Origin of the sequence: Bradyrhizobium macuxiense (assembly GCF_001542415.1) — a bacterium.
Lineage (GTDB): Bacteria > Pseudomonadota > Alphaproteobacteria > Rhizobiales > Xanthobacteraceae > Bradyrhizobium > Bradyrhizobium macuxiense.
Window position 1 is genome coordinate 39480 of the sequence record NZ_LNCU01000112.1, and the last position, 26174, is coordinate 65653.

Here is a 26174-nt window from a genome sequence, read left to right on the forward strand (position 1 = left end):
ATCACTGTCACCGCCGCGCAACGGCTTTGCCGTTGTCGCTGGCCGAGGCCACGAAAATGGTGCCGCACAAAGCTGGCCCACCCGCGGTGCGACGTGTTAAGCGGGAGGTATGACCGATGCCGTCTCCATCACCCGCGATCTCGTTCGCTGCCCGTCCGTCACTCCGGCCGATGCCGGCGCGCTCGGCGTTCTCGAAAATCTGCTGAAGACCGCGGGCTTCGACGTCCATCGCGTGACTTTCTCGGAGCCCGGCACCGCCGACATCGACAATCTCTATGCCCGCATCGGCAGCGCCGCGCCGCACATCACCTTTGCCGGCCACACCGACGTGGTGCCCCCCGGCGATGAATCGGCATGGACGGTCGGCGCGTTCTCCGGCGAGGTGAAGAACGGCTATCTCTACGGCCGCGGCGCGGTCGACATGAAGGGCGGCATCGCCTGCAGCGTCGCCGCGGTGCTGCAATATCTGAAGGACCACAACGGCAAGTCAAAAGGCTCGATCTCGTTCCTGATCACCGGCGACGAGGAAGACGTCTCCATCAACGGCACCGTCAAGCTGCTGCAATGGTGTGCCGAGCGCGGCGAGAGGTTCGACCATTGCGTGCTCGGCGAGCCCTCGAATGTCGAGGTGCTCGGTGACATGATCAAGGTCGGCCGCCGTGGCTCGCAATCCGGTACATTGATCGTCGATGGCGTGCAGGGCCATGTCGCCTACCCGCACCGCGCCTCCAACCCGGTGCCTGATATTTCGCGGCTGATCGTGGCGCTGAGCGACGAGCCGCTCGACCACGGCAGCGCGCAATTCCAGGCGTCGAATCTCGAATTCACCTCGGTCGATGTCGGCAACAGTGCGAGCAACGTGATCCCGGGCCAGGCCCGCGCCAAGTTCAACATCCGCTACAACGACAATCACACGCAGGAGAGCCTGCGGCAGCTCGTTGACGAGCGCTTGGTCAAGGCCTGCGGCAACCGCATCCGCGCTCACATCGAATGGATGCCGTCAAACTCCAACGTGTTCGTCACCAAGCCCGGGCCGTTCACCGACCTCGCGGTGGCCGCGATCGAGGAGGTCACCGGCCGCAAGCCGGAGCTGTCCACCTCGGGCGGCACCTCAGACGCGCGCTTCATCTCGAGCTACTGCCCGGTGATCGAATTCGGTCTGGTCGGCCAGACCATGCACCAGATCGACGAACGCGCGCCGGTGGCCGACCTGGAGAAGCTGACCAAGGTCTATCGCGGCATTCTGGATCGGTATTTTGCGTAGTCCTGCCGGTCGGCTGGACCAAAACATCGAAAACAACCCCATGCACAGTAGGGATTGGGGGCGCTAATAATCCACCCGCACCAGATACAGTCCCTCCGGCGGTGCGACCGGGCCACAGGCGGCGCGGTTGCGGGCGGCGAGCGCGGCGAACAGATCGTCCGCACTCCAGCGCCCCTCGCCGACCCAGACCAGCGATCCCACCATCGAGCGCACCTGGCTGTGCAGGAACGAGCGCGCCGACGTCACGATGTTCACGGCATCGCCGTCGCGCGTGACGTCGAGCTGATCTAGCGTCTTCTCCGGTGATTTGGCCTGACACTCCGTGTCGCGGAAGGTCGTGAAATCGTGCTTGCCGAGCAGCCGCTGCGCGGCTGTATGCATGGCAGCGGCGTCGAGAGCGCGCGGCACACGCCAGACGCGGCCGATGTCGAGCGCAAGGTTCGCGCGCGTGTTGACGATGCGATAGAGATAGTGCCGCTTCGTCGCCGAGAAGCGCGCCTCGAAATCGTCAGGCACGATGTCGGCCGCAAGGACCGCGATCGGATTCGGGCGCAGATGCGCGTTCAGCCCGTCGCGAAACCGGCCCGGCGGAAAGCTCTTGGCGATGTCGCAATGCGCGACCTGGCCGCGCGCGTGCACGCCGGCGTCGGTGCGGCCGGCGCCGTGGACGCGGACGTCTTCGCCGCAGATCGCCTTAACCGCCGCCTCCAGCGCGCCCTGCACGGTCGGCGCGGTGTCCTGGATCTGCCAGCCGGAGAACGGCGTGCCGTCATATTCGATGGTGAGCTTGTAGCGGGGCATAGATCCGATCTGGTTGAGCCGTCATTGCCGGGCTTGCCGCCTTCGCTGAAGCATCGGCGCGCCTCAGACCGTAGCCTCGTCGAAGCCCTGGCGTAGACGGGACCCGGCAATCCATCGCCTTCAGGGCAAACTTTTTCGAGATGGATGCGCGGGTCAAGCCCGCGCATGACGATCTCACGAAAGCCGCGCCGGCGGCTTCAGCGGCGTCCCGCGCAAAAAATCCGCCGCCTGCATCCGCGCCTTGCCTTCGCGCTGCAGCTCGAGCAGGCGGATCGCGCCATCGCCGCAGGCGATCGCAAGATTGCCGTCGAGCACGTCGCCGGGCGCGCCCGAACCCTTGGCCAGCTCGCAGCGCAGGATTTTCAGGCGCACCGGGGTGCCGCCATCATCCAGTTCCGCCCACGCGCCCGGGAACGGCGAGAGCCCGTGAATGTGCCGCAGCACCGCGTGCGCCGGCTTGCTCCAGTCGATCCGCGCCTCGGCCTTCTCGATCTTGGCGGCGTAGGTGACGCCGTCCTCGCTCTGCTTCCTGAACTGCAATCCGCCGCGCTCCAGCGCGCCCATCGCGCGCACCATCAGGTCGGCGCCGAGCGGCGCCAGCGCATCGTGCAGGTCGGACGCCGTCATACTGTCCGAAATCGCGAGCCGCTCGGCCATCGCGACGTCGCCGGTGTCGAGGCCGACATCCATCTTCATCACCATCACGCCGCTCTCGGCATCACCCGCCATGATGGCGCGGTTGATCGGGGCGGCGCCGCGCCAGCGCGGCAGCAGCGACCCGTGCAGATTGAAGCAGCCGAGCTTCGGCACATCCAGGATCGCCTGGGGCAGGATCATGCCGTAGGCCACGACGACCGCAGCATCCGCATCATGCGCGCGAAATTCCTCGAGCGCTTCGGGCGTCTTCAGCGTCTTCGGCGTCAGGACGGGAATGCCGAGCCGTCGCGCCTCGCGCTCGACCGGCGTCGGCTGCAATTGCAGGCCGCGGCGGCCACCCGGCTTCGGCGCGCGGGTGTAGACGGCCACGACCTCATGGCCGTGCGCCACCAGCTCCAGCAGCGTCGGCACTGCGAAATCGGGCGTGCCCATGAAGATCAGGCGGAAAGGCATGCGGTCAGATTCTTCCGGGAGGATCCAATTTTCCTCATGGCCGGGCTTGTCCCGGTCATCCACGTCTTTGGCCCCTCCAGAAGGAAGACGTGGATGCCCGGGCCACGCCCGGGCATGACAGCGGAGAGCGTGCGGCTACTCCACCGCGCGCTTGGCGGCCTTGGCGAATTTCTTCAGCACGCGGTCGCGTTTCAGCTTCGACAGATAGTCCACGAACAGCACGCCGTTGAGATGGTCGATCTCGTGCTGGATGCAGGTGGCGTACAGCCCCTCGGCATCCTCTTCATGCACCTTGCCGTTGAGATCCAGGAAACGGACGCGCACCCGCGCGGGACGTTCGACCTCCTCGTAATATTCGGGGATCGAGAGACAGCCCTCTTCATAGACCGACAGCTCTTCCGAGCGCGCAATGATCTCCGGATTGATGAAGACACGCGGTTTCGGCGTCGACTCGCCGTTCTCGTCGCGCTTCGCAAGGTCCATGGTGATCAGCCGCAGCGGCTGCGCGATCTGGATTGCCGCAAGCCCGATGCCGGGAGCGTCGTACATGGTCTCGAACATGTCGTCGGCGAGCTTGCGGATCTCCGGCGTCACCTTCTCGACAGGTTTCGACACCAGCCGCAACTGCTTGTCCGGCAGGATGATGATTTCTCTGATAGCCATGCGCGCGATTTAAGCCGCTGACTTGCGGGGGTCAATGCGCTCTGGAACCGGTTAAGCCAGCCTTAACCACGTTTCTTCAGGTCGCGTTAACCGCGAAAATCAATGATGGATTAACCATAAGCGTTCCCTCTTCGTTCGCGCTTCACGGCGAATCGGCTACAACGGATGGTATGAACGAGATTCTCCTGACAATCGGCGACCTCCCCATCCGCGTCTCCGACGCGCTGATCGCCCTTGGCGTGCTGGCCCTGGTGCTGCTGCTGACCATTGCCGTGGTGATCGCGCGGGCGAGCCGGCGCGGCGCGGAACTCGCCGTCGCCCAGACCATCCGGGCCGACGAGTTGGAGGAGCGGCTCGCCGACATGCTGCGCGCCCAGAGCGAGGCATCCGGGCGGGTCGATGCCATGGCGCAGGCGCTGGCCGGCCGCCAGACCGAGATGGCACGCGCCGTCAACGAGCGGCTCGATTCGGTGACCCATCGGGTCGGCCAGTCGATGGAACAGTCGACGCGCAACACGATGGACAGCCTCCGCGTGCTGCACGAGCGGCTCGGCATCATCGACCACGCACACAAGAACCTCAACGAGCTTACGACCCAGGTGACGACGCTGCGCGACGTACTCGCCAACAAGCAGTCGCGCGGCGCGTTCGGCCAGGCGCGGATGGAGGCGATCGTCCAGGACGGCATGCCGAAGGGCTCCTACGAGTTCCAGTATACGCTCACCACGGGCAAGCGGCCGGATTGCGTGGTGTTCCTGCCCGACCAGCGCCCGCTCTGCATCGACGCGAAGTTTCCGCTCGAGGCGATGACCGCGTTGCACGACGCGCGCAGCGACGAGGAGCGCAAGTTCGCGAGCCAGCGGCTGCGCGGCGACGTGCTGAAGCACGTCAGCGACATCGCGGAAAAATACCTGATCCCCGGCGAGACCCAGGACACCGCGCTGATGTTCGTGCCGTCGGAGTCGGTCTATGCCGAGATCCATGACGGCTTCGACGACGTGATCCAGAAGGCCTATCGCGCCCGCGTCGTGCTGGTCTCGCCGTCGCTGTTGATGCTGGCGATCCAGGTGATGCAGCAGATCCTGAAAGACGCGCGCATCCGCGACGCCGCCGACCAGATCCGCAACGAGGTGATGCATCTCGGTGACGACCTGGCCCGCCTGCGCGAGCGCGTGGTGAAGCTGCAAAACCACTTCGGCCAGGTGAACGAGGATGTCAGGCAGATCCTGATCTCCGCCGACAAGATCGAGAAGCGCGCCGGCCGCATCGAGGAGCTGGACTTCAGCAAGTCCGAAGCCCCGATCGAGGTTCCCCGCTTCGTCAAGACCGCGACGCCCGAGCTGTTCCCGGCCCCGCGCAAGCTGCAGGCGGGGGAATAAGCACTAGCGTCGCAACAAACTCGGTGGATCGCCCGGCCTTGTGCGCAATTGCGCACTAGGACCGGGCGANGATCCAGTATTCCAAAGGCGGGTGGGAACGAGATTGTCTCCACTTGTCGTCCCTGCGAAAGCAGGGACCATACGCCGCGGCTTTCATTGTTGAGGAGCTCGTTGTTCCGACATCGCCCACCAACCGCCATTCGTGGTTATGGGTCCCTGCTTTCGCAGGGACGACACCGAATTTGATGTGGCATCCCCGCCAGGCGATGACAGTCTTTGTGGGGCCGAATCTGGTAACACCGACTCTATGACCGCACCTGAAGCCACGTCAGACGCGTCTGCCAAGCCGGCACCGGCCCCCACCCCCACCTCCTGGCGTGACAGCCTTGCGGTGTATCTGCAGCCGCGCGTGCTGGTCGTGATGCTGCTCGGCTTCTCCTCGGGCCTGCCGCTAGCGCTGTCGGGCTCGACGCTGCAAGTGTGGATGAAGGAAGCCGGGGTCGATCTCGGCACCATCGGGCTGCTCGCGCTGATCGGCACACCCTACACGCTGAAGTTCCTCTGGGCGCCTCTGGTCGACGCGCTGCATGTGCCGCTGTTCACGCAGATCTTCGGACGCCGCCGCGGCTGGCTGCTGTTCTCGCAACTGTTGCTGATCGTCACCATCCTCGTCCTGGCAATGGCCGATCCGGCGCGATCGCCGTGGTTTGCGGCCTTCGCCGCGCTCCTCGTCGCCACCGCCTCATCGACGCAGGACATCGTGGTCGATGCGTTCCGCGTCGAGAGCCTGCCTGAAACCGAGCAGGCCGCCGGCATGGCATCCTATGTCGCAGCCTATCGCGTCGGCATGCTGGTCTCGACCGCGGGGGCACTGTTCATCGTCAGCGGCTTCGAGGCGGCCGGACTTGCCCGCACGTCGGCCTGGATGTGGGGCTATGTGGTGATGGCCGCACTGATCCTGGTCGGCACCATCACCGCGCTTGCCGCGACCGAGCCCTCGCAATCCAAGAACGCCGAAGCGGCGACGCATGCACAGACTGCGGCCCAACGCGTGCTGCGCGCAGCGGCCGGTGCGTTCTCCGAATTCCTCAGCCGCAAGGATGCGTTCGCGGCGCTGGCCTTCGTGGTGCTGTTCAAGTTCACCGACGCTTTTTCCGGCACCATGACGGCGCCGTTCGTGATCGATATCGGCTTTTCCAAGGTCGACTATGCCGCGATCGTGAAAGGCGTCGGCCTGGCCGCGACGCTGATCGGCGGCTTTGCCGGCGGCTTCGTCGCGCGCCGCTATTCGCTCGCGACCAGCCTGTGGATCGGCGGCGTGCTGCAGGCGATCGCCAATCTCACCTTCTCCTGGCTCGCGCATGTCGGCGTCAATCAATGGGCGCTGGCGCTCGCGATCACGGCGGAGAACTTCACCAGCGCGATCGGCACCGTGATCTTCGTCGCCTATCTCTCGGCGCTGTGCCGCAACCCGCTGCACACCGCGACCCAATATGCGCTGCTGACCGCACTGGCCGCGGTCGGCCGCACCTATCTGTCGTCAGGCGCGGGCTATGTCGCCAAGGCCGTCGGCTGGCCGGTGTTCTTCGTGATCTGTGTGCTGGTCGCGATTCCGAGCCTGATCCTGCTCACCTGGCTGCAGCGGCGCGGACATTTTGATGAGCTGGGGCCGGTGAAGGTTTAGCTCCCCTGTCGCGGCAATGACTCCGAACGCAGTATGCGGTGTCGTCCCTGCCTAGTGCGCAATTGCGCACGGGAGCAGGGACCCATAACCACCGGGCCAAATTGTTGGACGAGGTCCGCGTTCCGATCAGTTGCAACCTCGTTTGACGCGATAGATCGCCGTCCGCCCGTTGCGCCTCAAACGATGCCCTGTGGTTATGGGCCCCTGCTTTCGCAGGGGCGACAGCGAGTTTGTGGTGCGACTGGCGGAGATGTGAGGCGATATTGCCATTCGCGAGATGTCGTCCCTGCGCAAGCAGGGACCCATACTCCGCGGCTGATGTCGTTGACGGGACTCGTCGTTCCAACGTCATTCAACAATGACCATCGGTGATTGTGGGTCCCTGCTCCCGTGCGCAATTGCGCACTAGGCAGGGACGACAGCGATGGATTATGCAACAACCTGGCGAACAGTGCGGTGTCATCACCCGCGCGCGAGCCGGGCGATGACATTGCAATTGTGGTGCGTCCTACTTCGTCACCACGCTCCACTTAGTGACGATGGCTTCGCTCATCTGGCCGGCGTCCTGCGCGCAGGCGATCTCGTCGACCTTCACCGAGATTTCCCTGCCGGCGAGGCTCCTGAGCTGAGCGGCCTGGGCCTCGCTGGTGGTGACGAGCTGGAAGGTCTCGGGTCCGGTCTCGAGATTGCACAGACCGTTCGGCGGCGGCAGGCGGCGCGGCTCGCTGGTGATCTGGTAGGTCGCGACGCGCTTGCCGCCCTTCCTGGCATCGCGGACACGCATGGCGTTGAGCTCTCCCGACAACACGTCCCCACTCCTGATCAGCTTGCCGGGCTTCTGCGGCGTGTCGTTCTGCTGCGCGCCGACGCACGGCGCGAGCAAGGTCGCCGCCAGGAACGCAAAGCCCAGGCGTACGCCGAATCGGTGTGTCGTCATTTCCAGTGGTTCCGTATCTGATTCGTCAGAGCGTGAATGACCGTCCCCGAATCGTCATCCAACCCTATCATGTTGTTTCAGCGCGATCATTTTGAAACGCGCTGATCGCACGGCGCCCCGCTGTCTTGGATCGCGTTCTAGAACAGCGTCCGCTGCCGCATGGCTGCGGATAGCGTACCTTCATCGAGGTAATCAAGCTCGCCGCCGACCGGCACGCCATGCGCCAGCCGCGTCACCCGCACATTGGCGTCCGCCAGGAGATCGGTGATGTAATGCGCGGTGGTCTGGCCATCGACGGTGGCGTTGAGCGCCAGGATGATCTCACTGACCTCGGGCGCGTGCGCGCGCGCCACCAGTTGATCGATGGTGAGGTCTTGCGGTCCGACACCATCGAGCGGCGACAGCGTCGCACCCAGCACGTGATAGCGGCCATTGGTCGCGTTGGCGCGTTCCAGCGCCCAGAGATCGGCGACATCGGCGACCACGACGATGATCGAGGGATCGCGGCGCGGATCGGTGCAGACCGTGCACGGGTTTTGTGTATCGATGTTTCCGCAGGTCTTGCAGACCTGGATCTTGTCGATCGCGACCTGCAGCGCCGAAGTGAGCGGCGTCATCAGCGCTTCGCGCTTCTTGATCAGATGCAGCGCCGCGCGCCGCGCCGAACGCGGGCCGAGCCCCGGCAGCCGCGCCAGCAACTGGATCAGGCGTTCAATCTCCGGACCGGCAACGCTTGCGGCCATTTAGGTGAGACCAAGTCCCGGTGGCAGGCCGAGGCCGCCGGTCAATGCCGCCATCTTCTCCTGCATCGCAGCCTCCGCCTTGCGGCGGGCATCGCCATGCGCGGTGACGAGCAGGTCCTCGAGCACCTCGCGCTCTTCCGGCTTCATCAGCGAGGGGTCGATCTTGACGCCCTTCACTTCCATCTTCGCGGTCATGCGCACCGCGACAAGGCCGCCGCCGGAAACACCCTCGACCTCGACATTGCCGAGCTCTTCCTGCATCGCCTGCATCTTGGACTGCAGCTGCGCTGCTTGTTTCATCATGCCGAGAAAATCAGCCATGCGTGCATCCTGTCTTCAGATCAATCGTCGTCGCCGTCGGAAGTTTCAATCGGATCTTCGCCGGTCGCATCCGCAACCGGAACCTCGACAGCAAGGCGGCGAACCTCGACCACCTTGGTGCCGGGGAAGCGCGCCAGCACCTCCTGCACGCGCGGATCGGCTTCCGCGGCGCGCTGATGCTCATTGCGCGCCAATTCGTTCTGCGAACGCACCGTGGGCTGGCCGGCCTCGTTGGAAATGATCACGGTCCAGCGCCGGCCGGTCCATAGTTCGAGCTTGCGCGGCAGATCGGTGACGAGCGCGCGCTGTGCCTTCGGCTCGAGGGCGATCTCGAGCTGGCCGTCCTCGATACGCACCAGCCGCACATCGGCCTCGAGTGCGCTCTTGGTCATGATGTCGCGCTTCTCGCCGGCGAGCGCGATCAACTGCGGAAAGCTCGTGATCCGCAGCGCCGGCGCGGCATTGGCGGCCGGCGACGCCATCTGCGGCCGCGCGGCGAGATCGGCGCGCGGCGCAGCCTGCGGTGCGCGAACCGGCGCCGACGGCATGGCTGACATCGCCGATGTCGGAGCGCCACGCGAGGCCTGCGGCGTGCCTGAACCAGACGTCGCAGGAGCCGCGCCGCCGCCATTCTGCTCGATCATCCGGATGGCCTCATCCGGCGTCGGCAGGTCGGCAACATACGCGATCCGCACCAGCACCATTTCAGCGGCGGCCGCCGGGCGCGTCGCGGTTTGCACCTCGGCGATGCCCTTGAGCAGCATCTGCCACATCCGCGACAGCACCCGCATCGACAGCTTCGCGGCGAATTCACGCGCGCGCACGCGCTCGGTCTCGCCGAACGCGACATTATCGGCCGTCGTCGGCACGACCTTCACGCGGGTGACGAAATTGACGAATTCGGCGAGGTCGGACAGCACCACGACCGGATCGGCGCCGACGTCATATTGCGCGCGGAACTCGGCGAAGGCGCTGGCGAGATCGCCGCGCGCCAGCGAATCGAAGAGATCGATGACGCGGGTGCGGTCGGCCAGCCCCAGCATCTGCCTGACGGCGTCGGCCTTCACCTGGCCTGCGGCATGCGCGATCGCCTGGTCGAACAGTGAGAGCGAATCACGCACCGAGCCCTCCGCGGCGCGGGCGATGATGCCGAGCGCCTCGGGCTCGACCTCGACGCCCTCCTTGGTCGCGATATTTCCGAGATGCTTCATCAGCACGTCGGCTTCCACGCGACGGAGGTCGAAGCGCTGGCAGCGCGACAGCACCGTGATCGGAACCTTGCGGATCTCGGTGGTGGCAAAGACGAACTTGGCGTGCTCCGGCGGTTCTTCCAGCGTCTTCAGGAAGGCGTTGAAAGCCGCGGTCGACAGCATGTGGACTTCGTCGATGATGTAGACCTTGTAGCGCGCGCTCGCCGGCGCATAGCGCACGCTGTCATTGATCTGGCGGACATCGTCGACGCCGGTATGGGACGCAGCGTCCATCTCCAGCACGTCCATGTGCCGGCTTTCCATGATCGCCTGGCAGTGGATGCCGAGATCGGGCATGTGGATGGTCGGCCCCTTCACCGAGCCGTCCGGCTTCTCGTAGTTCAGCGCGCGGGCAAGGATGCGCGCGGTCGTGGTCTTGCCGACCCCGCGCACGCCGGTCAGGATCCAGGCCTGCGGTATCCGCCCGGTCTCGAACGCATTCGAGACGGTGCGCACCATGGCCTCCTGGCCGATCAGGTCCTCGAAACTGGAGGGGCGGTATTTGCGGGCGAGGACGCGGTAGGGCTTTGCGGCGTCGGGCGCGCCGCCCAAATCAAAACCGCCTTGGTCAAAGCCGCCGTCCAGGCTTCCTTTGCCCGCACCGTCGGACTGATGGGAAGGGTCGCCAGCGTCATTCATGCGTCAATCCGCAACTTGGATTTCTCTTGCAGCCGGCGTGCGGATAGAGCCGAAATCGAGCGCCGGGCGCGGAGACCGCCGTTCCAGCGCGATTCGCTCGGAAAAACAGGTAGGAGACTGACGAGCGACCCGATCCGGACCTCGTTAGGGCTGCTTCCTTCCGGACCTGACCCGGTTGGCGAGTGGCTCGTCCACCGCCAATCTCCCGGTCCCTATTTGGGGCCAAAACAGCCGGAAAGCAAGCGGCCTGACCGTGCTTTGTGGGACTTGTAAGGGAACACGGAAAGGCATTATTTCCCCCTCATGCCCGCCTCCAACTGGACGCTGCATTCGCAGCTCAAGAAAGACACCATCGACATCGGCGACCTGCCGCTGTGCAAGGTTCTCGTTATCAAGGATGCGCATTATCCGTGGCTCCTGCTGGTGCCGCGACGCGACGGCGCGGTCGAAATCATCGACCTCGACGAGGTCGAACAGGCGCAGCTGATGACGGAGACCTCCCGGGTCGCGCGGGCCCTGAAAGAGATCACCAAGTGCGACAAGCTGAATATCGCGGCACTCGGCAATCTGGTCCCGCAGCTTCACGTCCACATCATCGCGCGCCGCGCCAGCGACGCTGCATGGCCGCGTCCCGTTTGGGGCGTGATGCCGCCGCTGGCGCATGACGCCGAGGAAGTGCAGAATTTCATCAACGCGCTTCGCCGCAAGATCTGGTTGGGTTGAGATGTCAACATTCGACAAGTTTCCGCTCGGGCAACCTGCCTTCGTCACACACGTTCTGGATCGCGCCGCGCATCTGCGCACCAGCGACGAGAAGCTGTTCGCGCTCGAAGGCCATCGCGAAGCCCGCGCCTATGTGGTCTATCGCGACTCGCTGGTGGTGAAGCAGGACGCCGACGGCCCCCGCGCGCTGCTCTCCTTCGCGGAGGCGCAGGGCTTCGGCGCCAATCCCGGCACGATCTTCCTGGGGCTGCGCGACGGCGCGCCGATCTTCGGCATGGGCATCTCCCCGCAGGCAGCCGAAAAGCTGGTCGGCCGCAGCGACGTCACCGTGACCGAGCTGCGCGGCATGGCGATGCAGGGCGCCGTCCCGGCGGAGCAGCTTTCGGCGATCGCCATGGCGAAGTCGATGGTGAGCTGGCATCAGCGCCACGGCTTCTGCCCGAACTGCGGCACGCGCACCTCGATGCGAGATGGTGGCTGGAAGCGCGAATGTCCGAGTTGCAAGACCGAGCATTTTCCGCGCACCGATCCGGTCGTGATCATGCTGGTCACCTACGGCGACAAGGTGTTGCTGGGCCGGCAGAAGCAGTTCATGCCCGGCATGTATTCCTGCCTCGCCGGCTTCGTCGAAGCGGCAGAGACCATCGAGGACGCGGTACGGCGCGAGATCTTCGAGGAGTCGGGCATCCGCTGCACCGACGTCAATTACTACATGACGCAGCCCTGGCCCTATCCGTCATCCCTGATGATCGGCTGCACCGCGCGCGCCACCACCGAGAACATCGTGGTCGACCGCACGGAGCTGGAGGATGCCCGCTGGTTCAATCGCGATGAGGCAACGCTGATGATCGAGCGGCAGCATCCCGACGGCCTCGCCGGACCGCACCCCTTCGCGATTGCCCATCACCTGCTCGGACGGTGGGTGCATCACGGGGACGCTTCGGGCAAATAACCGGAACCGGACATCGTCCCACCAGATTAAATCCGGGCACAGGTTCTGACAGAACCGTCATGACGGGCCGCCGCATGAATTTTCAGACCGGAGCGCCGAAAATCCCGCCTCGGATTCTCTGCATCGGCATGCCGGTGCGAGACCTCACGTTCCGCGTCAGCAGCGTACCTGCGCGCGGATCGAAGGCGCGCGCCAGCCATTTCGAAGAGATCTGCGGCGGAAATGGACTCAACGCCGCAATCGGCATCGTGCGGCTCGGAGGCCGCGCGTCGCTGTGCGGACCTATGGGTGATTCGCGGGAGACCTCGAGCCGCTTCATCTTCGACAAGCTCGCCGAGGAAGGCGTCGAGACCACGCACATCGTGCATGTGCCCGATCTCGCCACCCCGATCTCGACCATCATGATCGATCCGGGCGGCGAGCGCACCAACGTCACCTTCCGCGATCCCGGGCTCTGGAACGTGAAGCTGCCGCCGACCGAGCTGCTGCTGGAGGATTGCGCGGCGATTCTGACCGAGAGCCGCTGCGCGCCCTTCTGCACCGAGCTTTGCGCCGAGGCGGTTAGGCGCGGAATCCCCGTGATCGTCGACGTCGACCGCGTGATGTCGCTGGAGGACGGGCTGCTGTCCGCCTCGTCCCACCTGATCTTCTCCAGCGGGCCGCTGCAGGAGACGGCCGGCGTCACCGACGACGGCGAGGCGCTCCGGCAGATGGCCAAGCTCAGCGCATCCTTTCTGGCCGCCACGCGGGGGCCGAGGGGCACGATCTGGCTGAATGAAACGGGCGAGCTGGAGGAGACCGCGGCCTTCCCGGTCAACAGCGTCGACACGCTCGGCGCCGGCGACGTCTTCCACGGCGCGTTCGCGCTCGCCATGACCGAGAAGCGGGAGCTGCGCCTGGCGCTGCGGTTCGCCTCGGCCGCCGCAGCACTGAAATGCACCCGCTTCGGGGGTGCTTATGCCGCACCGCAACGTACTGAAGTTGAAGAGTTTTTGGACCAGCACCACGACGAGCGGCTGGCCTAGGCCGGGAAGGAACCACTTGCCAGAGAAGATTTTTCTATATATGAGGTATATCAACCGATCATATGGAACTTTCTTCTATGACTGACCTTGCCGTTCAGATTCACCAGGACAGCCGCCGTCTCGACGCCATCGACCGCAAGATCCTGACCGTGCTGCAGGAGGACGCCTCGCTCTCCGTCGCAGAGATCGGCGACCGGGTCGGGTTGTCGTCGACGCCGTGCTGGAAGCGCATCCAGCGGCTGGAGGCCGACGGCGTGATCCTGCGCCGCGTCGCCCTCGTCGACCAGAACAAGATCGGGCTCGGGATTTCCGTGTTCGTCTCGGTCGAAAGCGCCGACCATTCGGACGCCTGGCTGCGCAAATTCGCCGACGCCGTCAGCGCCATGCCCGAGGTGATGGAGTTCTACCGGATGGCCGGCGACGTCGACTATATGCTGCGCGTCGTGGTCGCTGACATGCAGAGCTACGACATCTTCTACAAGAAGCTGATCAGCGCCGTGCCGCTGAAGAACGTCACCTCGCGCTTCGCGATGGAGAAGATCAAGTCGGTGACCGCGCTGCCGGTGCCGGCGGCGTAAGCGCCGCGGCACATCGCCAGACGGCAACCGACACGATCCCAAGCAGACACGCCCCCAAGCAGACATGCTCCCAAGTAGTCTGCCGCGACGGCGTTTACCTGAAGTTAGCGCCGTCAGCGGTATCGTCCTGCCATGGAGCGGGGGGACACCATCCCGACGACGCGACGGCCTGCATGGCTTGGCGCGGCTGCGTTGCTGATCGCGAGTTGGATCGCAGTTGCGGCCCTGTCGCTGCAGGTTCGCGCCGGTGCCGAGGTGGTGGCCGTGGCTTTTCCGCCGTGGTGGGGGACCGAGCGCGCGCTTGTTGCCGCAGCGTCCGCCAACGCGTCGATCGTCCGGCTGACGGCCCTTCCGACCCTGCTGGTGGTGCGGCCCGACCGCGATGGCGGGCTCAACCGCCTGTATGAGTCCGGTGCCTGGCTGACCATCGATCCGCGGGCGGTCGCTGCCTGCCTGAAGCCAGACGATTTGGGAGCTGGGGATGACCTTCGAGGGCGATGATATGGCGGCCTTGCGCGAGACCGCCAGCAAGATACTCCTCGTCGTGCTTTGGCTCCACGTTCCGATCGCTGTCATCGTCGGTATCGTGCTGCACGCCGATTGGCTGATGCCGGCCGCCTTCATGGTGGCGATGGCATCGTCCGCGACCGTGTCCTGGCATGTCTCGGGGAATGGGCCGGCGACCCGCATGGTCGTCGCCGTCGCCCTGATGGCCGGCGTGTCGATGCTGGTCTTTCAGTTCGCCGGCCACGCCTGGCAAGTCGACATGCACATGTACTTCTTCGCTGCGCTGGCGTGCCTGGTCGCCTATTGCGACTACCGGCCGATCGTCGCGGGCACAGTGGCGGTCGCGCTGCATCATCTGGCGCTCAACTTCATGCTGCCGGCCGCCATCTATCCCGGCGGTGCCGATCTTGGCCGTGTCATCCTCCATGCCGTCATCCTCCTGATCGAGGCCGGCGTGTTGATCTGGCTCGCGCACACCCTCGCCCGGCTGTTCGAGACGGCGGCCGAGAAAGCGGCCCAGGCCCAAGCTGCCAGTGCCGCGGAAGCGCGCGCCAATGCCGACCGGCTCGAGGCCGAGCAGGCCAAGCGGGACCGCGATGCGGCAAGGCGCGACCTCGCCGCCGGCTTCGAGCGCAAGATTGCCGATGTCGTCGAGGCCGTCGCGGCGGCAGCGAGTGCGATGCAGGCGCTCTCGGCATCGATGGACGGCAGCAACGCGGAAACCATGCGCCAGGCCACGGCCGTTGCCTCCGCATCGACGCTGGCGTCGACCAATGTGGAAACCGTCGCATCGGCGACGGAGGAGCTCACCGCTTCGATCAAAAACATCGCCGAGCAGGTGACGCGCTCCGCCCGGATTGCCGCCAAGGCCGCCGAAGAGGCGCATCGCACCAACACCGTCGTCGAAGGCCTTGCCGCCGGAACGCAGAAGATCGGCGAGGTGGTGACGTTGATCCAGACCATCGCCAGCCAGACCAACCTGCTGGCGCTGAACGCCACCATCGAGGCGGCACGCGCCGGCGAGCATGGCCGGGGATTTGCTGTTGTCGCCAGCGAGGTCAAGGCGCTGGCCAATCAGACCGCGAAGGCCACCGAGGAAATCTCGGCGCAGATCCAGGATATCCAGAGCGCGACCGGCAAGGCCGTCAGCGCCATCGAGGTCATCGGCGGCACCATCGCCGAGATCGACCAGATCTCCGGCGAGATCGCAGCCGCCGTCGATCAGCAGGGCGCGGCGACCCGGGAGATCTCCGGCAATCTGCAGCAGGCCGCCGACCGCACCAGGGATGTCAGCAAGGGCATCCTCAGCGTCAACCAGGCATCCGAACAAGCCGGCAAGGCGACCGCGCAGCTGCTCGACGCCGCGAACGGCCTGTCGTCACAATCGGAATGGCTGAAGACGGAGTTGGACAGTTTCCTGGGTTCGCTGCGCGCGGCGTGACAAGACGTCGGCACCAATCTCGGCCGTCATCGCCCGGTCCTAGTGCGCAATTGCGCACTAGGACCGGGCGCTCCAGTATTCCAGAGGCAATCGCGATTGAACCGATGTGCCGCGGCGTCCTGGATCACCCGCATGCGCATGCGCGGGTGATGACACCTTCAAATGCGGCGAATGCTGTCGCTAGATCTTCTGATTGTATTCGCCGACCTCGGGATGCGTGCGCAGCACGGAATCCATCGCCTCGAACATGTCGTGCATACGCCGCTCGCTGGCGGGGCTTTCAACCACGACGACCAGCTCGGGCTTGTTCGAGGACGCGCGCACCAGTCCCCAGCTGCCGTCCTCGACCGTGACGCGCACGCCGTTGACGGTGACGAGATCGCGGATCGGCTGTCCCGCGACCTTGCCGCCCTTCTGCTGCAGTGCCTCGAAGTGCTTTACCACGGCATCGACGACACCGTACTTCGCCTCGTCGGCGCAATGCGGCGACATCGTCGGCGACGACCAGGTCTTCGGCAGCGCGTTCTTGAGGTCGGCCATCGACTTGCCGGGTGCACGGTCGAGCATCTCGCAGATTGCGATCGCCGAGACGAGGCCGTCGTCATAGCCGCGGCCGAACGGCTTGTTGAAGAAGAAGTGGCCGGACTTCTCGAAACCGGCGAGCGCGCCGAGCTCGTTGGTGCGGCGCTTCATGTAGGAATGGCCGGTCTTCCAATAAACCGTCGTCGCGCCCTGGCTCGAGAGCACGGGATCGGTGACGAACAGCCCGGTCGACTTCACGTCGACGACGAACTGCGCATTCTTGTGGATCGCCGACATGTCGCGCGCCAGCATCACGCCGACCTTGTCGGCGAAGATCTCCTCGCCGGTGTTGTCGACGACGCCGCAGCGGTCGCCGTCACCGTCGAAGCCCAGGCCCACATCCGCCTTGTGCGCCAGCACCGCATCGCGGATCGCGTGCAGCATCTCCATGTCTTCGGGATTCGGATTGTATTTCGGGAAGGTGTGATCGAGCTCGGTGTCGAGCGGAATCACCTCGCAGCCGATCGCCTCCAGCACCTGCGGCGCGAACGCGCCCGCGGTACCATTGCCGCAGGCCGCCACGACCTTCAGCTTGCGCTTCAGCTTCGGCCGGTTGGTGAGATCCGCGATGTAACGCGCCGGATAGTCCTCGTGGAATTGGTAGGAGCCGCCGGCCTTGTTCTTGAACTCTGCATTGAGCACGATCTCCTTCAACCGCGTCATCTCGTCGGGGCCGAAGGTGAGCGGGCGGTTGGCGCCCATCTTCACGCCGGTCCAGCCATTGTCGTTATGCGAGGCGGTGACCATCGCGACGCAGGGCACATCGAGGTCGAACTGCGCGAAGTATGACATCGGCGTGACGGCAAGGCCGATGTCATGCACCTTGCAGCCCGCCGCCACCAGGCCCGAGATCAGGGCATATTTGATCGAGGCGGAATAGCCGCGGAAATCATGACCGGTGACGATCTCCTGGCGGACGCCGAGCTCCGTGATCAGCGCGCCGAGCCCCATGCCCAGCGCCTGCACGCCCATCAAATTGATTTCCTTGTTGAACAACCAGCGCGCGTCATATTCGCGAAACCCGGTCGGCTTCACCATCGGCTCGGATTCGAAGGCATAGGTATTCGGAACCAGCACGGATTTCGGCTTGGGGAACATTGAACGGCCTTATCGTCGATTGCGGAAGGACATCGCCGCAGCCTTAGCGAATGCGGGACGTGAGCGAAAGATGAGACTGGGGGCTGGTGGCCGATAAATGCGGCAGAATTGGCGGCCTAACTCGTCGAGCGTGCAATCTCCTGTTCGATGACGGCCCTCAGGGGCGGCAGCGCACGCTCGACCGTGTCCCATACAAGCTGGGCGGCAACATCTTCATAGTCATGGCGATAGACGTTGCCGGCCCCTGCCATCTGTCTCCATGCAATACCAGGATGTCGCGCCTTGAGATCGGCGGGGAGACGCCGTGATGCCTCCGAGATGATTTCCAGACAGCGCGTTACCGCGCAGACGGAACGCGTGTCCGCCTTGAACGCCTGACGAGGCCTTCGACAAACCTCGTCGACAGGTCAATATGGAGGACGTGTGGAGCGCACCGTCCGCGCGATCAGAAGGCGCAGATGGCATCACCCGTCGCGGCAGGCCGGACGTGTGATTTCAGAGCGTCGCGATTGACCACGTCGACAGGTCGCTCGAAAAGCCCGGAAATGTACTCCTTGAGATCCACGTAGTCGAAGACAGTCAGGTGCGCGTCCGGATCGATTTCGATCATGATATCGATATCGCTATCCGGACGAAAATCGCCGCGCGCGACCGAGCCGAACAAGGCGGCATGCATCACCCCACGCCTGCGCAGGGTCTGCTCAGATCGCCGTAACGTGTCGATTGCATCAGAACCGTCCATGAGCCGAATATAGCATGCGCCAGCTCCAACCGGGAGAGGCTCCCGAACCGGCAACGGGCACGCCGCGGCCTATTGCTCCAGCACCAGCTTGCCGTTGGCGTATTCGAAACGCTTCAGCTTCGACAGGAAGGACAGGCCGAGCAGGTTCTCGGACAGCGCCTCATCCGGCAGCACCATGGCGTCGACGTCGCGCACGATGAGGCCGCCGAGCTCGATCATGGCGATGCGGGTGCGCGCGGCCTTGATGGTGCCGTTGGCCGTGGTGACGCGCGCGGTGTAATCGCCCGGCACCGGACGCAGGCCGAAGCGCGCCGCGGACGTTTCGTTCAGCGCGACCACCGATGCGCCGGTGTCGACCATGAAGTCGAGGCGTTGTCCGTCGATGCGGCCGCCGGTCGCGAAGTGGCCGCGGGCGTCGGGGGGAATCGTCAGCGTGCGGGCGCTGGTCGGCGCCGCCGCGACGACGGGCGTCACCACAGTCTTCTGTGCTTGCGCAGTGGTCGCGGCGGCGGGCGTCATCTTGCTGGCCATTTGAGCCATGAACGTGCCCAGCCCGATCATGATGGCCGCGAAAATCATCAAGTTACGCATGACACCACACTCGGAAAACCGAAACGCAATTTGACCACGCCGGACGCCCCGCCGCGAGCGACGCTGTGGGACCAAGCCTGTCATTTTGACGAAAAGGATGAGCGAAGGGTTAATGCAACCTCAGAGAAGCCCTATCGAGGCGCCTGACGGCATCGGTCACCTCGGCAAGGTGACGGGCCTACGTTCGTCATTGCTGTGCATGTTCACTAATTCGCTGATTGGATTGCTCTTCTGGAGGACGATCCGATGCGCGATAACAGCTACGACCGGACAATAGAACGCAACTATTTGCAGAAGTGGCGATTTTTGATTCCGGAGTATGAGGCGGTGAAGGCCGGCCGGTCGGAGTTGTTCAAGCGGGTTGGCGATTTTTACCGCCACCACGGGACCTGCTCGCAGACCTTCCGCAAGTATTACAATCGCTATTTGCAGAGTGGCGATGAAGCGGACTTGTTGCCGCGCCGCCGCGGACCCAAATGGCGGGAGCGGCGTCAGCCGGAAGGGATCGAGGCCGAGATCATCGCCTGCCGCTAGCGGGGGATGAACCGTTACGAGATCCATGCGGTCTTGCGCGAGCAGCGGGACACGGTACCTTCGCCGGTGACGATCTACCGGGTGCTGAGACGCCATCAGCTGAACCGCCGCACGCCGGCGATGCGCGAGGAGAAACGTCGCATTATCAAGGACAAGCTCGGGGAACTGGGGCACGTCGATCTGCATCAATTGCCGCGCGATACGTTCCTCGCGCCACCCCCGGTCGCGGCCTACATCGTCAGCCTGATCGACAGCTGCTCGCGCCTGGCCTGGGCCGAGGTCCTGACCTCCAAGAAGGCGCTGCCAGTCATGTTCAAGACACTGAAGATGATCAACACCCTCAACGTCACTTATGGGATCGCATTCCAGGAAATCTTGTCCGACAACGGCGCCGAGTTCGCCTCCCGCAACACCCCTCAGGAACATCCCTTCGAGGCCATGCTGCTCGAACTCGGCATCAAGCATCGCTACACCAGGCCCTACCGGCCGCAGACCAATGGCAAGATCGAGCGCTTCTGGCGAACCCTCGACGAGGACGTCATCGAAGGCGCAACCTTCGACAACCTCGACCACTTCGCCAATGAGTTGTTCGAGTACCTCATCTACTACAACAACCACAGGCCTCATCAGGCCTTGGCAGGCCAAACCCCGAAGGCCTTCGCAGCTACCAAGACCACCGCAATCCAATCAGCGAATTAGTGAACATCGACAATTGCGAGCCAACGGGTCGCGCAAATGCGCGCCCGATGACAGGCTCCGCGAAGCAATCCATCGTGCCGCGTACGCGGGAGCATGGATTGCTTCGTCGCTACAGCGCAAAATTGCTCTGCAATTTGTCGCGAGCTCCTCGCAATGACGGGAGGAATAGATTCACCGCCTGCGACGGCCTCAGGCGGTACGGCGTCAAGCGGTCTTGGCGACCGGACTCGCCAGCGCGGTGCGCAGCGCGTAATAAACCGCACCGGCAATCCCGACACCGAAGAACCAGCCGTAGACCGCCCACCAGGACGGCAGCAGCGAGGTGAAGTTCGGCAGGATCGACGAGAACAGCGCACCGATCGCCGCGGCAACGAGCGCGCTGACGTTCCAGCCGTTCTGGAAGCGGTACTCGCCGTCTTCCTGGTACAGCGCCGGCACGTTCACCCTGCCCTTCGCGATCAAATAATAGTCGACCATCATGATCCCGAAGATCGGTCCCATGGTCGCGCCGATCAACCCGACAAACGAGGCTGCGCTACCCTCCCAGGGCGCGAAGGGATACAGCACGAGCGCGATCAGGGCCGCGATGTAGCCGCCCTTCTTGAAGTCGATCTGGCGCGGGAACACGTTGGAGAAGTCGAACGCCGGCGAGACGAAATTGGCGACGACATTGATGCCGAGCGTGGCGACAGCGAAGGTGACCGCGGCGAGCAGCGCCAGGAACCAGCTGTCGAACTTCGCCGAGATCTGGTCGGGATGCAGCAGCACCTCGTGATAGACGTTGAATGCCGCGATCGTGGTGACGCCGGCGACCAGCGAGAACAGGATCAGGTTGACCGGCAGCCCCCAGATGTTGCCCTTGCGTAACGCCGCCGCGTCAGGCGCGTAACGCGAGAAGTCGCAGAAGTTGAGATACAGCGCCGCGAAATAGGTGATCCAGGTCGCGGCAACCGCGAACAGCGCGGGCCACGTGCCGGGCTCGCCGGGCACGCCGGCATCCTTGGTCTTCTCCAGCAGCACATCCTGCGGGATCGGCGCCCTGAGCGAGATGCCGCCGGCCGTGATGCAGAGATAGATCGCGAGGATCAGCATCATCAGCCACACGGCAGGCCCCGCCCAGTCCTGGAAGCGGCGCACCGTCTCCATGCCGCGCTGGATGATCAGAAGCTGCAGCGCCCAGATCACGACGAAGCAGATCACCTCGAGGCCGGAATGGCCGAGCACGTGCGTCGACTGGTGGAAGGATTTGAAGCTGTCGATGCGGGTCAGCAGCGCAACAATCGCGCCTGAAGCTGCCGCCGTCTGCGCGCCGTACCAAAAGCACGCGACGATGGCGCGGACCAGCGCCGGGATGTTGGCGCCCCAGACGCCGAACGACGCGCGCGCCAGCACCGGATAGGGCACGCCCGTCTTCACGCCGGCATTGCCGATCAGGCTCATCAGGACAAAGATCACCAGCGAGCCGACGCCGATCGCCAGGATGAAATTGACGAAGCTGCCACAGAGCAGGAACAGGCTGGCCGCTAGATAGTAGCCCCAGAGGCTGTGGACGTCAGACGTCCAGACGTTGAAGATACTGAAGGCGCCCCAGTTGCGTTCCCTCGCGGGGGCCAGATCTTCATTGTAAAGTGACGGCGATGCGTTCCTGATCTCCAAGGCAGCCTCCCCAAAAGTGCGAGCCTGTGATCCCGACGCACAAATTTAACCACCGTTTCCAGGCATTCGCCAGCGCTAGAATTCATCCAGCTCGTCATCTGTGGCCACGCGCTCGCTTCACCTCTCCCGATTGGGGAGAGGTGAAGCTTCGCTGCTGGTCCAGTTCAACCTGATTTCATCACGCTTTAGCGCGAAGACGCGCTTCGCGCTTCTGCCGGCCATGACGAAGAACGAAATTCAGATGTTAGAATGTTTCCGAGCCGCTTCCGTCGGACTCTCAAGTGCCGCGCGGTTTCACCCGTCGGGTCGGCATGGCGCTGGCGGGATCTTCCGGCCAGGGGTGGCGCGGATAGCGGCCGCGCAGGTCGGAGCGCACGGCGGCATAGCTGCCGCGCCAGAAGCCCGGCAGGTCGCGCGTCACCTGCACCGGTCGCTGTGCCGGCGACAGCAGTTCCAGCACCAGCGGCACCGCACCCTTGGCGATCGAGGGATGGGTGTTGAGCCCGAACAACTCCTGCAGCCGCACCGCGATGGTCGGCCCCTGCTCGGCCTCGTAGTCGATCGCAAGCTGCGTGCCGGTCGGCGCCTCGAAATGCGTCGGCGCCTCGCGGTCGAGCCGCGCACGCAGCTCCCATGGCAACAGCACCATCAGCGCGTCCGACAAGTCGCCGGCCGACAGGTCCTTCAGCGCGGTCTTGTCGTAGAGCGCGGGCACCAGCCAGCCGTCGGCGCGGGCAGCGAGCGCGGCATCGGACAGATCGGGCCAGCTCTCGCCCTCGGCCTTGCGCAGGAACATGACGCGATCGCGCCACTGCTTCGAATGCTTCGACCAGGGCAGCCGGTCGAACCCCGCGGCGATCAGGCCGTCGGCGAAGATGCGCGCGGTCTCGGCCGACGGCGACAGCGACATCGGCGCCTCCGACAGCGTGATCGCATGCAGCGAGCGCCTGCGGCGCGCCCGCAGCGCCATAGCGCCGCGGTCGAAAGTCACCTCTTCGAGCGATTCGATCTGGTCGGCGAAGCGCTGCTCGATCTCCTCCTGGGTGATCGGCGCCGCCAGCAGGATGCGGCCGCTCGCCGCCGTGCCGGTCAGTTCGGCGACGGCGATATAGGGCGCGCGCGCCAGCGCCGAGGTCTGCTCGACGGCTGCGCCACGGCCATTGGCAAGCACGAAGCTGCCATTGCCGCGATTCTTCGCGACGCGGTCGGGAAAGGCGAAGGCCAGCATCACGCCGGTGGAGAGATCGCGATCATCGACAGGCACCACCTTTGTGGCCCCCCCTCCCCGGCCCTCCCCCACAAGGGGGGAGGGAGAAGAACGTGTCTCGGACTTCTCGACCTGCGCGGCCCAGCGCTGCGCCATGTTGCGTGCGCGGGTCGCGCGCTGCGAGCGGTCACGGCGGAACTGATCGAGCCTGACATCGAGATCGACGCTGTCGCCTCCGAGCCCGCGCTCGGTCAGGATCGCCGCGATCTCGGCGGCCTCTTCCGCCGCATCGAACCGCGCGGAGTCCACGATCATGCGCGCCAGCCGTGGCGGCAGCGCCAGCGCGCGCAGGCTGTTGCCCTCCGCGGTGATGCGGCCGTCGCCGTCGAGGGCACCAAGTTCGCTGAGCAGCGACTTCGCTTCTTTCAGCGCCGGCGCCGGCGGCGGATCGAGGAAGGCAAGGGTAGCGGGATCGTTGACGCCCCATTGCGCGAGGTCGAGCACCAGCGAGGACAGATCGGCGGACAGGATTTCCGGCGCAGTGTAGGCCGGCAGCGAGGCGGTCTGCGGGTCGTCCCACAGACGGTAGCACACGCCAGGCTCGATACGGCCGGCACGACCGCGCCGCTGGTCGACCGCCGCGCGCGAGGCCCGCACGGTCTCCAGTCGGGTCAGCGCAATATCAGGCTCGTAGCGCGGCACCCGCGCCATGCCGGAGTCCACCACGATCCGGACGCCCTCGATGGTGAGCGACGTCTCGGCGATCGAGGTCGCCAGCACCACCTTGCGGGTCCCTTTCGGCGCCGGCGCGATGGCGCGATCCTGCACGCCGGCATCGAGCGCGCCGAACAGTGGCACGATCTCGACCGCGGGATCCTGCACGCGCTCGGCGAGCAAGTTCTGCGTGCGGCGAATCTCGGCCGCACCCGGCAGGAACGCCAGCACCGAACCGGCATCCGCGCGCAACGCGGTTGCGATCGCATCCGCCATCTGCCGCTCCAGCGGCGCATCCGCCTTGCGGCCGAGATAGCGGGTCTCGACCGGGAAGGCGCGCCCCTCGCTCTCGACCACCGGCGCATCGCCGAGCAGTTTCGCGACGCGCGCGCCGTCGAGGGTTGCCGACATCACGAGGATGCGGAGATCCTCGCGCAACCCGGTCTGCGCGTCCCGCGCCAGCGCGAGCCCGAGATCGGCGTCGAGCGAGCGCTCGTGGAATTCATCGAACAGCACGGCGGCGACGCCGTTGAGCTCGGGATCGTCGAGGATCTGCCGCGAGAAGATGCCTTCGGTGACGACCTCGATCCGCGTCGCGCGCGACACTTTCGAGCCGAAGCGGACGCGATAGCCGACGGTTTCGCCGGCGCGCTCGCCGAGCGTCTTCGCCATCCGCTCGGCGCTGGCGCGGGCGGCGATGCGGCGCGGTTCCAGCACGATGATCTTCTTGCCCCTGGCCCAGGGTGCATCGAGCAGCGCCAGCGGCACGCGCGTGGTCTTGCCGGCACCGGGTGGAGCGACCAGCACCGCGGCGTTGTGGCCGGCGAGCGTGCGGTCGAGCTCATCGAGCACGGCGTCGATGGGAAGCGGCGTATCAAACTTGCGCGGCAAAACCAATCATCCGTCATCACCCGCGCAAGCGGGTGATCCAGTAACCACCATCATGCCCGGCCGCGAAGACCGGGCTTGCTGGATACCCCGCCTCCGCGGGGTATGACAGCAGTATTGAGGCTACGTCCGCGGCAGCGGCGCGCGGCCGACGCTGTCATAGGCAAAGCCGTGCGCGGCCATGTCCTCGGGGCGATAGATGTTGCGCAGGTCGATCACGACCGGCTGCTTCATGTCCGCCTTCAAGCGCTCGAGATCGAGCGTGCGGTACTGCACCCATTCGGTGACCACGACCATGGCGTCGGCACCCTTGGCGCACTCATAGGCATCGTCGCAATACTCGATGTCGGGCAGCTCCTTGCGGGCCTGCTCCATGCCGACCGGGTCATGCGCACGCACCCTGGCGCCCATGTCGAGCAGGCCGGTGACGAGCGGGATCGACGGCGCCTCGCGCATGTCGTCGGTGTCGGGCTTGAAGGTGAGGCCGAGCACCGCGACGGTCTTGCCGCGCAGGCTGCCGCCGGAGAGGTTTGCGACCTTGCGCGCCATCGCGCGCTTGCGGATGTCATTGACGCCGAGCACCGCCTCGACGATGCGCAGCTGCACATCGTGGTCCTGCGCGATCTTGATCAGCGCGCGGGTGTCCTTCGGGAAGCAGGAGCCGCCGAAGCCGGGGCCCGCATGCAGGAACTTGGAGCCGATGCGGTTGTCGAGCCCGATGCCGCGCGCGACTTCCTGCACATCGGCACCGACTTTCTCGGAGAGATCGGCGATCTCGTTGATGAAGGTGATCTTGGTCGCGAGGAATGCGTTGGCGGCGTATTTGATCAGCTCCGCGGTGCGCCGCGCCGTGTACATCACCGGCGCCTGGTTCAGCGACAACGGCCGATAGACATCGCCGAGCACTTTGCGTCCGCGCTCGTCCGACGTGCCGACCACGATGCGATCGGGGAATTTGAAGTCGCGGATCGCGGCGCCCTCGCGCAGGAATTCCGGATTGGAGGCGACCACGACGTCGACCGCGGGATTGGTCTCGCGGATCAACCGCTCGACCTCATCTCCGGTGCCGACCGGCACGGTCGACTTGGTGACGACGACGGTAAAGCCCTTGATGGCCGCAGCGATCTCGCGCGCGGCGCCGTAGACATAAGTGAGGTCGGCGTGGCCGTCGCCGCGCCGCGACGGCGTGCCGACCGCGATGAACACCGCGTCGGCCTCAGCGACGGGTGCCGCCAGATCGGTGGTGAACTCGAGCCGCTTGGCCTTCACATTGGCTGCGACCAGCGCGTCGAGACCGGGCTCGAAGATCGGGATCTCGCCCCGATGGAGCGCTGCGATCTTGCTCGCATCCTTGTCCACGCAGGTCACATGGTGACCGAAATCCGCAAAACAGGCGCCCGATACCAGCCCCACATAACCCGTGCCAATCATGGCGATGCGCATGAG

Annotated in this window: 25 protein-coding genes and 1 other RNA gene; 11 read left to right on the top strand and 15 right to left on the bottom strand. The window is 65.1% G+C overall.

What is annotated here, in order from left to right:
• Window positions 1-109: 109 nt before the first annotated feature.
• Entirely contained in the window at window positions 110-1264 is a 1155-nt protein-coding gene (gene dapE, locus AS156_RS33715; protein WP_066513675.1) for a succinyl-diaminopimelate desuccinylase, read from the top strand.
• Window positions 1265-1327: 63 nt separating this feature from the next.
• Here the strand turns inward: dapE and truA are convergent, their stop codons facing one another.
• From truA to def, 3 genes are all read right to left on the bottom strand, one after another.
• A complete protein-coding gene (gene truA, locus AS156_RS33720; RefSeq protein WP_066513676.1) occupies window positions 1328-2065 on the bottom strand; it encodes a tRNA pseudouridine(38-40) synthase TruA in 738 nt (245 codons plus the stop codon).
• Window positions 2066-2239: 174 nt separating this feature from the next.
• The gene (gene fmt / locus AS156_RS33725; protein ID WP_066513702.1) at window positions 2240-3175 is read right to left on the bottom strand and encodes a methionyl-tRNA formyltransferase; all 936 of its coding nucleotides are present in this window, start codon (window positions 3173-3175) and stop codon (window positions 2240-2242) included.
• Window positions 3176-3310: 135 nt separating this feature from the next.
• Complete coding sequence (gene def / locus AS156_RS33730; RefSeq protein WP_066513677.1) at window positions 3311-3838, bottom strand: peptide deformylase; 528 nt, start codon at window positions 3836-3838, stop codon at window positions 3311-3313.
• A gap of 170 nt (window positions 3839-4008) precedes the next feature.
• Between def and AS156_RS33735 the strand changes: the two genes are divergently transcribed.
• Together AS156_RS33735 and AS156_RS33740 are read left to right on the top strand one after the other, a co-directional pair.
• A complete protein-coding gene (locus AS156_RS33735) occupies window positions 4009-5217 on the top strand; it encodes a DNA recombination protein RmuC (RefSeq protein ID WP_066513678.1) in 1209 nt (402 codons plus the stop codon).
• A gap of 307 nt (window positions 5218-5524) precedes the next feature.
• Window positions 5525-6901 (top strand): AmpG family muropeptide MFS transporter, encoded by a 1377-nt coding sequence (locus tag AS156_RS33740; protein WP_066513679.1) that lies wholly within the window; start codon window positions 5525-5527, stop codon window positions 6899-6901.
• Between the two features lie 508 nt (window positions 6902-7409).
• Here AS156_RS33740 and AS156_RS33745 read toward each other — a convergent pair.
• From AS156_RS33745 to ffs, 5 genes are all read right to left on the bottom strand, one after another.
• Window positions 7410-7838: a hypothetical protein gene (locus tag AS156_RS33745; protein WP_245313192.1), complete on the bottom strand. Its 429-nt coding sequence runs from the start codon at window positions 7836-7838 to the stop codon at window positions 7410-7412.
• A gap of 137 nt (window positions 7839-7975) precedes the next feature.
• Window positions 7976-8581 carry a recombination mediator RecR gene (recR, locus tag AS156_RS33750; RefSeq protein ID WP_066513680.1) on the bottom strand — a complete coding sequence of 202 codons (606 nt, stop codon included), beginning with the start codon at window positions 8579-8581 and terminating at the stop codon, window positions 7976-7978.
• Window positions 8582-8902, bottom strand: coding sequence for a YbaB/EbfC family nucleoid-associated protein (locus AS156_RS33755; protein WP_066513681.1), 321 nt, complete (start codon window positions 8900-8902; stop codon window positions 8582-8584).
• Window positions 8903-8922: 20 nt separating this feature from the next.
• Entirely contained in the window at window positions 8923-10791 is a 1869-nt protein-coding gene (locus AS156_RS33760; protein ID WP_082747894.1) for a DNA polymerase III subunit gamma/tau, read from the bottom strand.
• A gap of 109 nt (window positions 10792-10900) precedes the next feature.
• Window positions 10901-10997, bottom strand: an RNA gene (ffs, locus tag AS156_RS33765) — signal recognition particle sRNA small type.
• Between the two features lie 97 nt (window positions 10998-11094).
• Between ffs and AS156_RS33770 the strand changes: the two genes are divergently transcribed.
• From AS156_RS33770 to AS156_RS33795, 6 genes are all read left to right on the top strand, one after another.
• The gene (locus AS156_RS33770) at window positions 11095-11514 is read left to right on the top strand and encodes an HIT domain-containing protein (protein WP_066513682.1); all 420 of its coding nucleotides are present in this window, start codon (window positions 11095-11097) and stop codon (window positions 11512-11514) included.
• Window position 11515: 1 nt separating this feature from the next.
• Window positions 11516-12466 (top strand): NAD(+) diphosphatase, encoded by a 951-nt coding sequence (nudC, locus tag AS156_RS33775; RefSeq protein ID WP_066513683.1) that lies wholly within the window; start codon window positions 11516-11518, stop codon window positions 12464-12466.
• Window positions 12467-12540: 74 nt separating this feature from the next.
• Window positions 12541-13491 (top strand): sugar kinase, encoded by a 951-nt coding sequence (locus AS156_RS33780; protein WP_066513705.1) that lies wholly within the window; start codon window positions 12541-12543, stop codon window positions 13489-13491.
• 77 nt (window positions 13492-13568) lie between these two features.
• A complete protein-coding gene (locus AS156_RS33785) occupies window positions 13569-14069 on the top strand; it encodes an Lrp/AsnC family transcriptional regulator (RefSeq protein WP_066513684.1) in 501 nt (166 codons plus the stop codon).
• 132 nt (window positions 14070-14201) lie between these two features.
• Window positions 14202-14570 carry a hypothetical protein gene (locus AS156_RS33790; protein ID WP_066513685.1) on the top strand — a complete coding sequence of 123 codons (369 nt, stop codon included), beginning with the start codon at window positions 14202-14204 and terminating at the stop codon, window positions 14568-14570.
• Window positions 14551-16017 (top strand): methyl-accepting chemotaxis protein, encoded by a 1467-nt coding sequence (locus AS156_RS33795; RefSeq protein WP_066513686.1) that lies wholly within the window; start codon window positions 14551-14553, stop codon window positions 16015-16017. Before AS156_RS33790 ends, AS156_RS33795 begins: the two co-directional genes overlap by 20 nt.
• 180 nt (window positions 16018-16197) lie before the next feature.
• Here the strand turns inward: AS156_RS33795 and AS156_RS33800 are convergent, their stop codons facing one another.
• The 4 genes from AS156_RS33800 to AS156_RS33815 all read right to left on the bottom strand — a co-directional run bounded on the left by AS156_RS33800 (window position 16198) and on the right by AS156_RS33815 (window position 19030).
• A complete protein-coding gene (locus tag AS156_RS33800) occupies window positions 16198-17697 on the bottom strand; it encodes a phosphomannomutase/phosphoglucomutase (RefSeq protein ID WP_066513687.1) in 1500 nt (499 codons plus the stop codon).
• A 116-nt stretch (window positions 17698-17813) separates the two neighbouring features.
• Window positions 17814-18026 carry a HepT-like ribonuclease domain-containing protein gene (locus tag AS156_RS33805; RefSeq protein WP_066513688.1) on the bottom strand — a complete coding sequence of 71 codons (213 nt, stop codon included), beginning with the start codon at window positions 18024-18026 and terminating at the stop codon, window positions 17814-17816.
• A 116-nt stretch (window positions 18027-18142) separates the two neighbouring features.
• Complete coding sequence (locus tag AS156_RS33810; protein WP_347336660.1) at window positions 18143-18373, bottom strand: nucleotidyltransferase family protein; 231 nt, start codon at window positions 18371-18373, stop codon at window positions 18143-18145.
• A 135-nt stretch (window positions 18374-18508) separates the two neighbouring features.
• Entirely contained in the window at window positions 18509-19030 is a 522-nt protein-coding gene (locus tag AS156_RS33815) for a TIGR02281 family clan AA aspartic protease (RefSeq protein ID WP_066513690.1), read from the bottom strand.
• A gap of 246 nt (window positions 19031-19276) precedes the next feature.
• Between AS156_RS33815 and AS156_RS33820 the strand changes: the two genes are divergently transcribed.
• Both AS156_RS33820 and AS156_RS33825 read left to right on the top strand, forming a co-directional pair.
• Window positions 19277-19564: a helix-turn-helix domain-containing protein gene (locus AS156_RS33820; protein WP_066513691.1), complete on the top strand. Its 288-nt coding sequence runs from the start codon at window positions 19277-19279 to the stop codon at window positions 19562-19564.
• Between the two features lie 6 nt (window positions 19565-19570).
• On the top strand, window positions 19571-20263 hold the full coding sequence (locus AS156_RS33825; protein WP_066513692.1) for an integrase core domain-containing protein: 693 nt from the start codon (window positions 19571-19573) through the stop codon (window positions 20261-20263).
• Between the two features lie 204 nt (window positions 20264-20467).
• On the opposite strand, the gene AS156_RS33830 is transcribed toward AS156_RS33825, so the two are convergent.
• The 3 genes from AS156_RS33830 to AS156_RS33840 all read right to left on the bottom strand — a co-directional run bounded on the left by AS156_RS33830 (window position 20468) and on the right by AS156_RS33840 (window position 26171).
• Window positions 20468-21919, bottom strand: a complete 1452-nt coding sequence (locus AS156_RS33830) for an NCS1 family nucleobase:cation symporter-1 (protein WP_066513693.1) — start codon at window positions 21917-21919, stop codon at window positions 20468-20470.
• Window positions 21920-22196: 277 nt separating this feature from the next.
• Window positions 22197-24731: an ATP-dependent helicase HrpB gene (gene hrpB, locus AS156_RS33835; RefSeq protein WP_066513694.1), complete on the bottom strand. Its 2535-nt coding sequence runs from the start codon at window positions 24729-24731 to the stop codon at window positions 22197-22199.
• 120 nt (window positions 24732-24851) lie between these two features.
• Window positions 24852-26171, bottom strand: coding sequence for a UDP-glucose dehydrogenase family protein (locus AS156_RS33840; protein ID WP_066513695.1), 1320 nt, complete (start codon window positions 26169-26171; stop codon window positions 24852-24854).
• Between the last annotated feature and the right edge of the window lie 3 nt (window positions 26172-26174).

Bases quoted from the DNA above. Each gene is read 5' to 3' on its own strand.
- dapE (WP_066513675.1), top strand. From the start codon at position 110: ATGACCGATGCCGTCTCCATCACCCGCGATCTCGTTCGCTGCCCGTCC.
- truA (WP_066513676.1), bottom strand. From the start codon at position 2,065: ATGCCCCGCTACAAGCTCACCATCGAATATGACGGCACGCCGTTCTCC.
- fmt (WP_066513702.1), bottom strand. From the start codon at position 3,175: ATGCCTTTCCGCCTGATCTTCATGGGCACGCCCGATTTCGCAGTGCCG.
- def (WP_066513677.1), bottom strand. From the start codon at position 3,838: ATGGCTATCAGAGAAATCATCATCCTGCCGGACAAGCAGTTGCGGCTG.
- AS156_RS33735 (WP_066513678.1), top strand. From the start codon at position 4,009: ATGAACGAGATTCTCCTGACAATCGGCGACCTCCCCATCCGCGTCTCC.
- AS156_RS33740 (WP_066513679.1), top strand. From the start codon at position 5,525: ATGACCGCACCTGAAGCCACGTCAGACGCGTCTGCCAAGCCGGCACCG.
- AS156_RS33745 (WP_245313192.1), bottom strand. From the start codon at position 7,838: ATGACGACACACCGATTCGGCGTACGCCTGGGCTTTGCGTTCCTGGCG.
- recR (WP_066513680.1), bottom strand. From the start codon at position 8,581: ATGGCCGCAAGCGTTGCCGGTCCGGAGATTGAACGCCTGATCCAGTTG.
- AS156_RS33755 (WP_066513681.1), bottom strand. From the start codon at position 8,902: ATGGCTGATTTTCTCGGCATGATGAAACAAGCAGCGCAGCTGCAGTCC.
- AS156_RS33760 (WP_082747894.1), bottom strand. From the start codon at position 10,791: ATGAATGACGCTGGCGACCCTTCCCATCAGTCCGACGGTGCGGGCAAA.
- AS156_RS33770 (WP_066513682.1), top strand. From the start codon at position 11,095: ATGCCCGCCTCCAACTGGACGCTGCATTCGCAGCTCAAGAAAGACACC.
- nudC (WP_066513683.1), top strand. From the start codon at position 11,516: ATGTCAACATTCGACAAGTTTCCGCTCGGGCAACCTGCCTTCGTCACA.
- AS156_RS33780 (WP_066513705.1), top strand. From the start codon at position 12,541: ATGAATTTTCAGACCGGAGCGCCGAAAATCCCGCCTCGGATTCTCTGC.
- AS156_RS33785 (WP_066513684.1), top strand. From the start codon at position 13,569: ATGACTGACCTTGCCGTTCAGATTCACCAGGACAGCCGCCGTCTCGAC.
- AS156_RS33790 (WP_066513685.1), top strand. From the start codon at position 14,202: ATGGAGCGGGGGGACACCATCCCGACGACGCGACGGCCTGCATGGCTT.
- AS156_RS33795 (WP_066513686.1), top strand. From the start codon at position 14,551: ATGACCTTCGAGGGCGATGATATGGCGGCCTTGCGCGAGACCGCCAGC.
- AS156_RS33800 (WP_066513687.1), bottom strand. From the start codon at position 17,697: ATGTTCCCCAAGCCGAAATCCGTGCTGGTTCCGAATACCTATGCCTTC.
- AS156_RS33810 (WP_347336660.1), bottom strand. From the start codon at position 18,373: ATGCATGCCGCCTTGTTCGGCTCGGTCGCGCGCGGCGATTTTCGTCCG.
- AS156_RS33815 (WP_066513690.1), bottom strand. From the start codon at position 19,030: ATGCGTAACTTGATGATTTTCGCGGCCATCATGATCGGGCTGGGCACG.
- AS156_RS33820 (WP_066513691.1), top strand. From the start codon at position 19,277: ATGCGCGATAACAGCTACGACCGGACAATAGAACGCAACTATTTGCAG.
- AS156_RS33825 (WP_066513692.1), top strand. From the start codon at position 19,571: ATGAACCGTTACGAGATCCATGCGGTCTTGCGCGAGCAGCGGGACACG.
- AS156_RS33840 (WP_066513695.1), bottom strand. From the start codon at position 26,171: ATGCGCATCGCCATGATTGGCACGGGTTATGTGGGGCTGGTATCGGGC.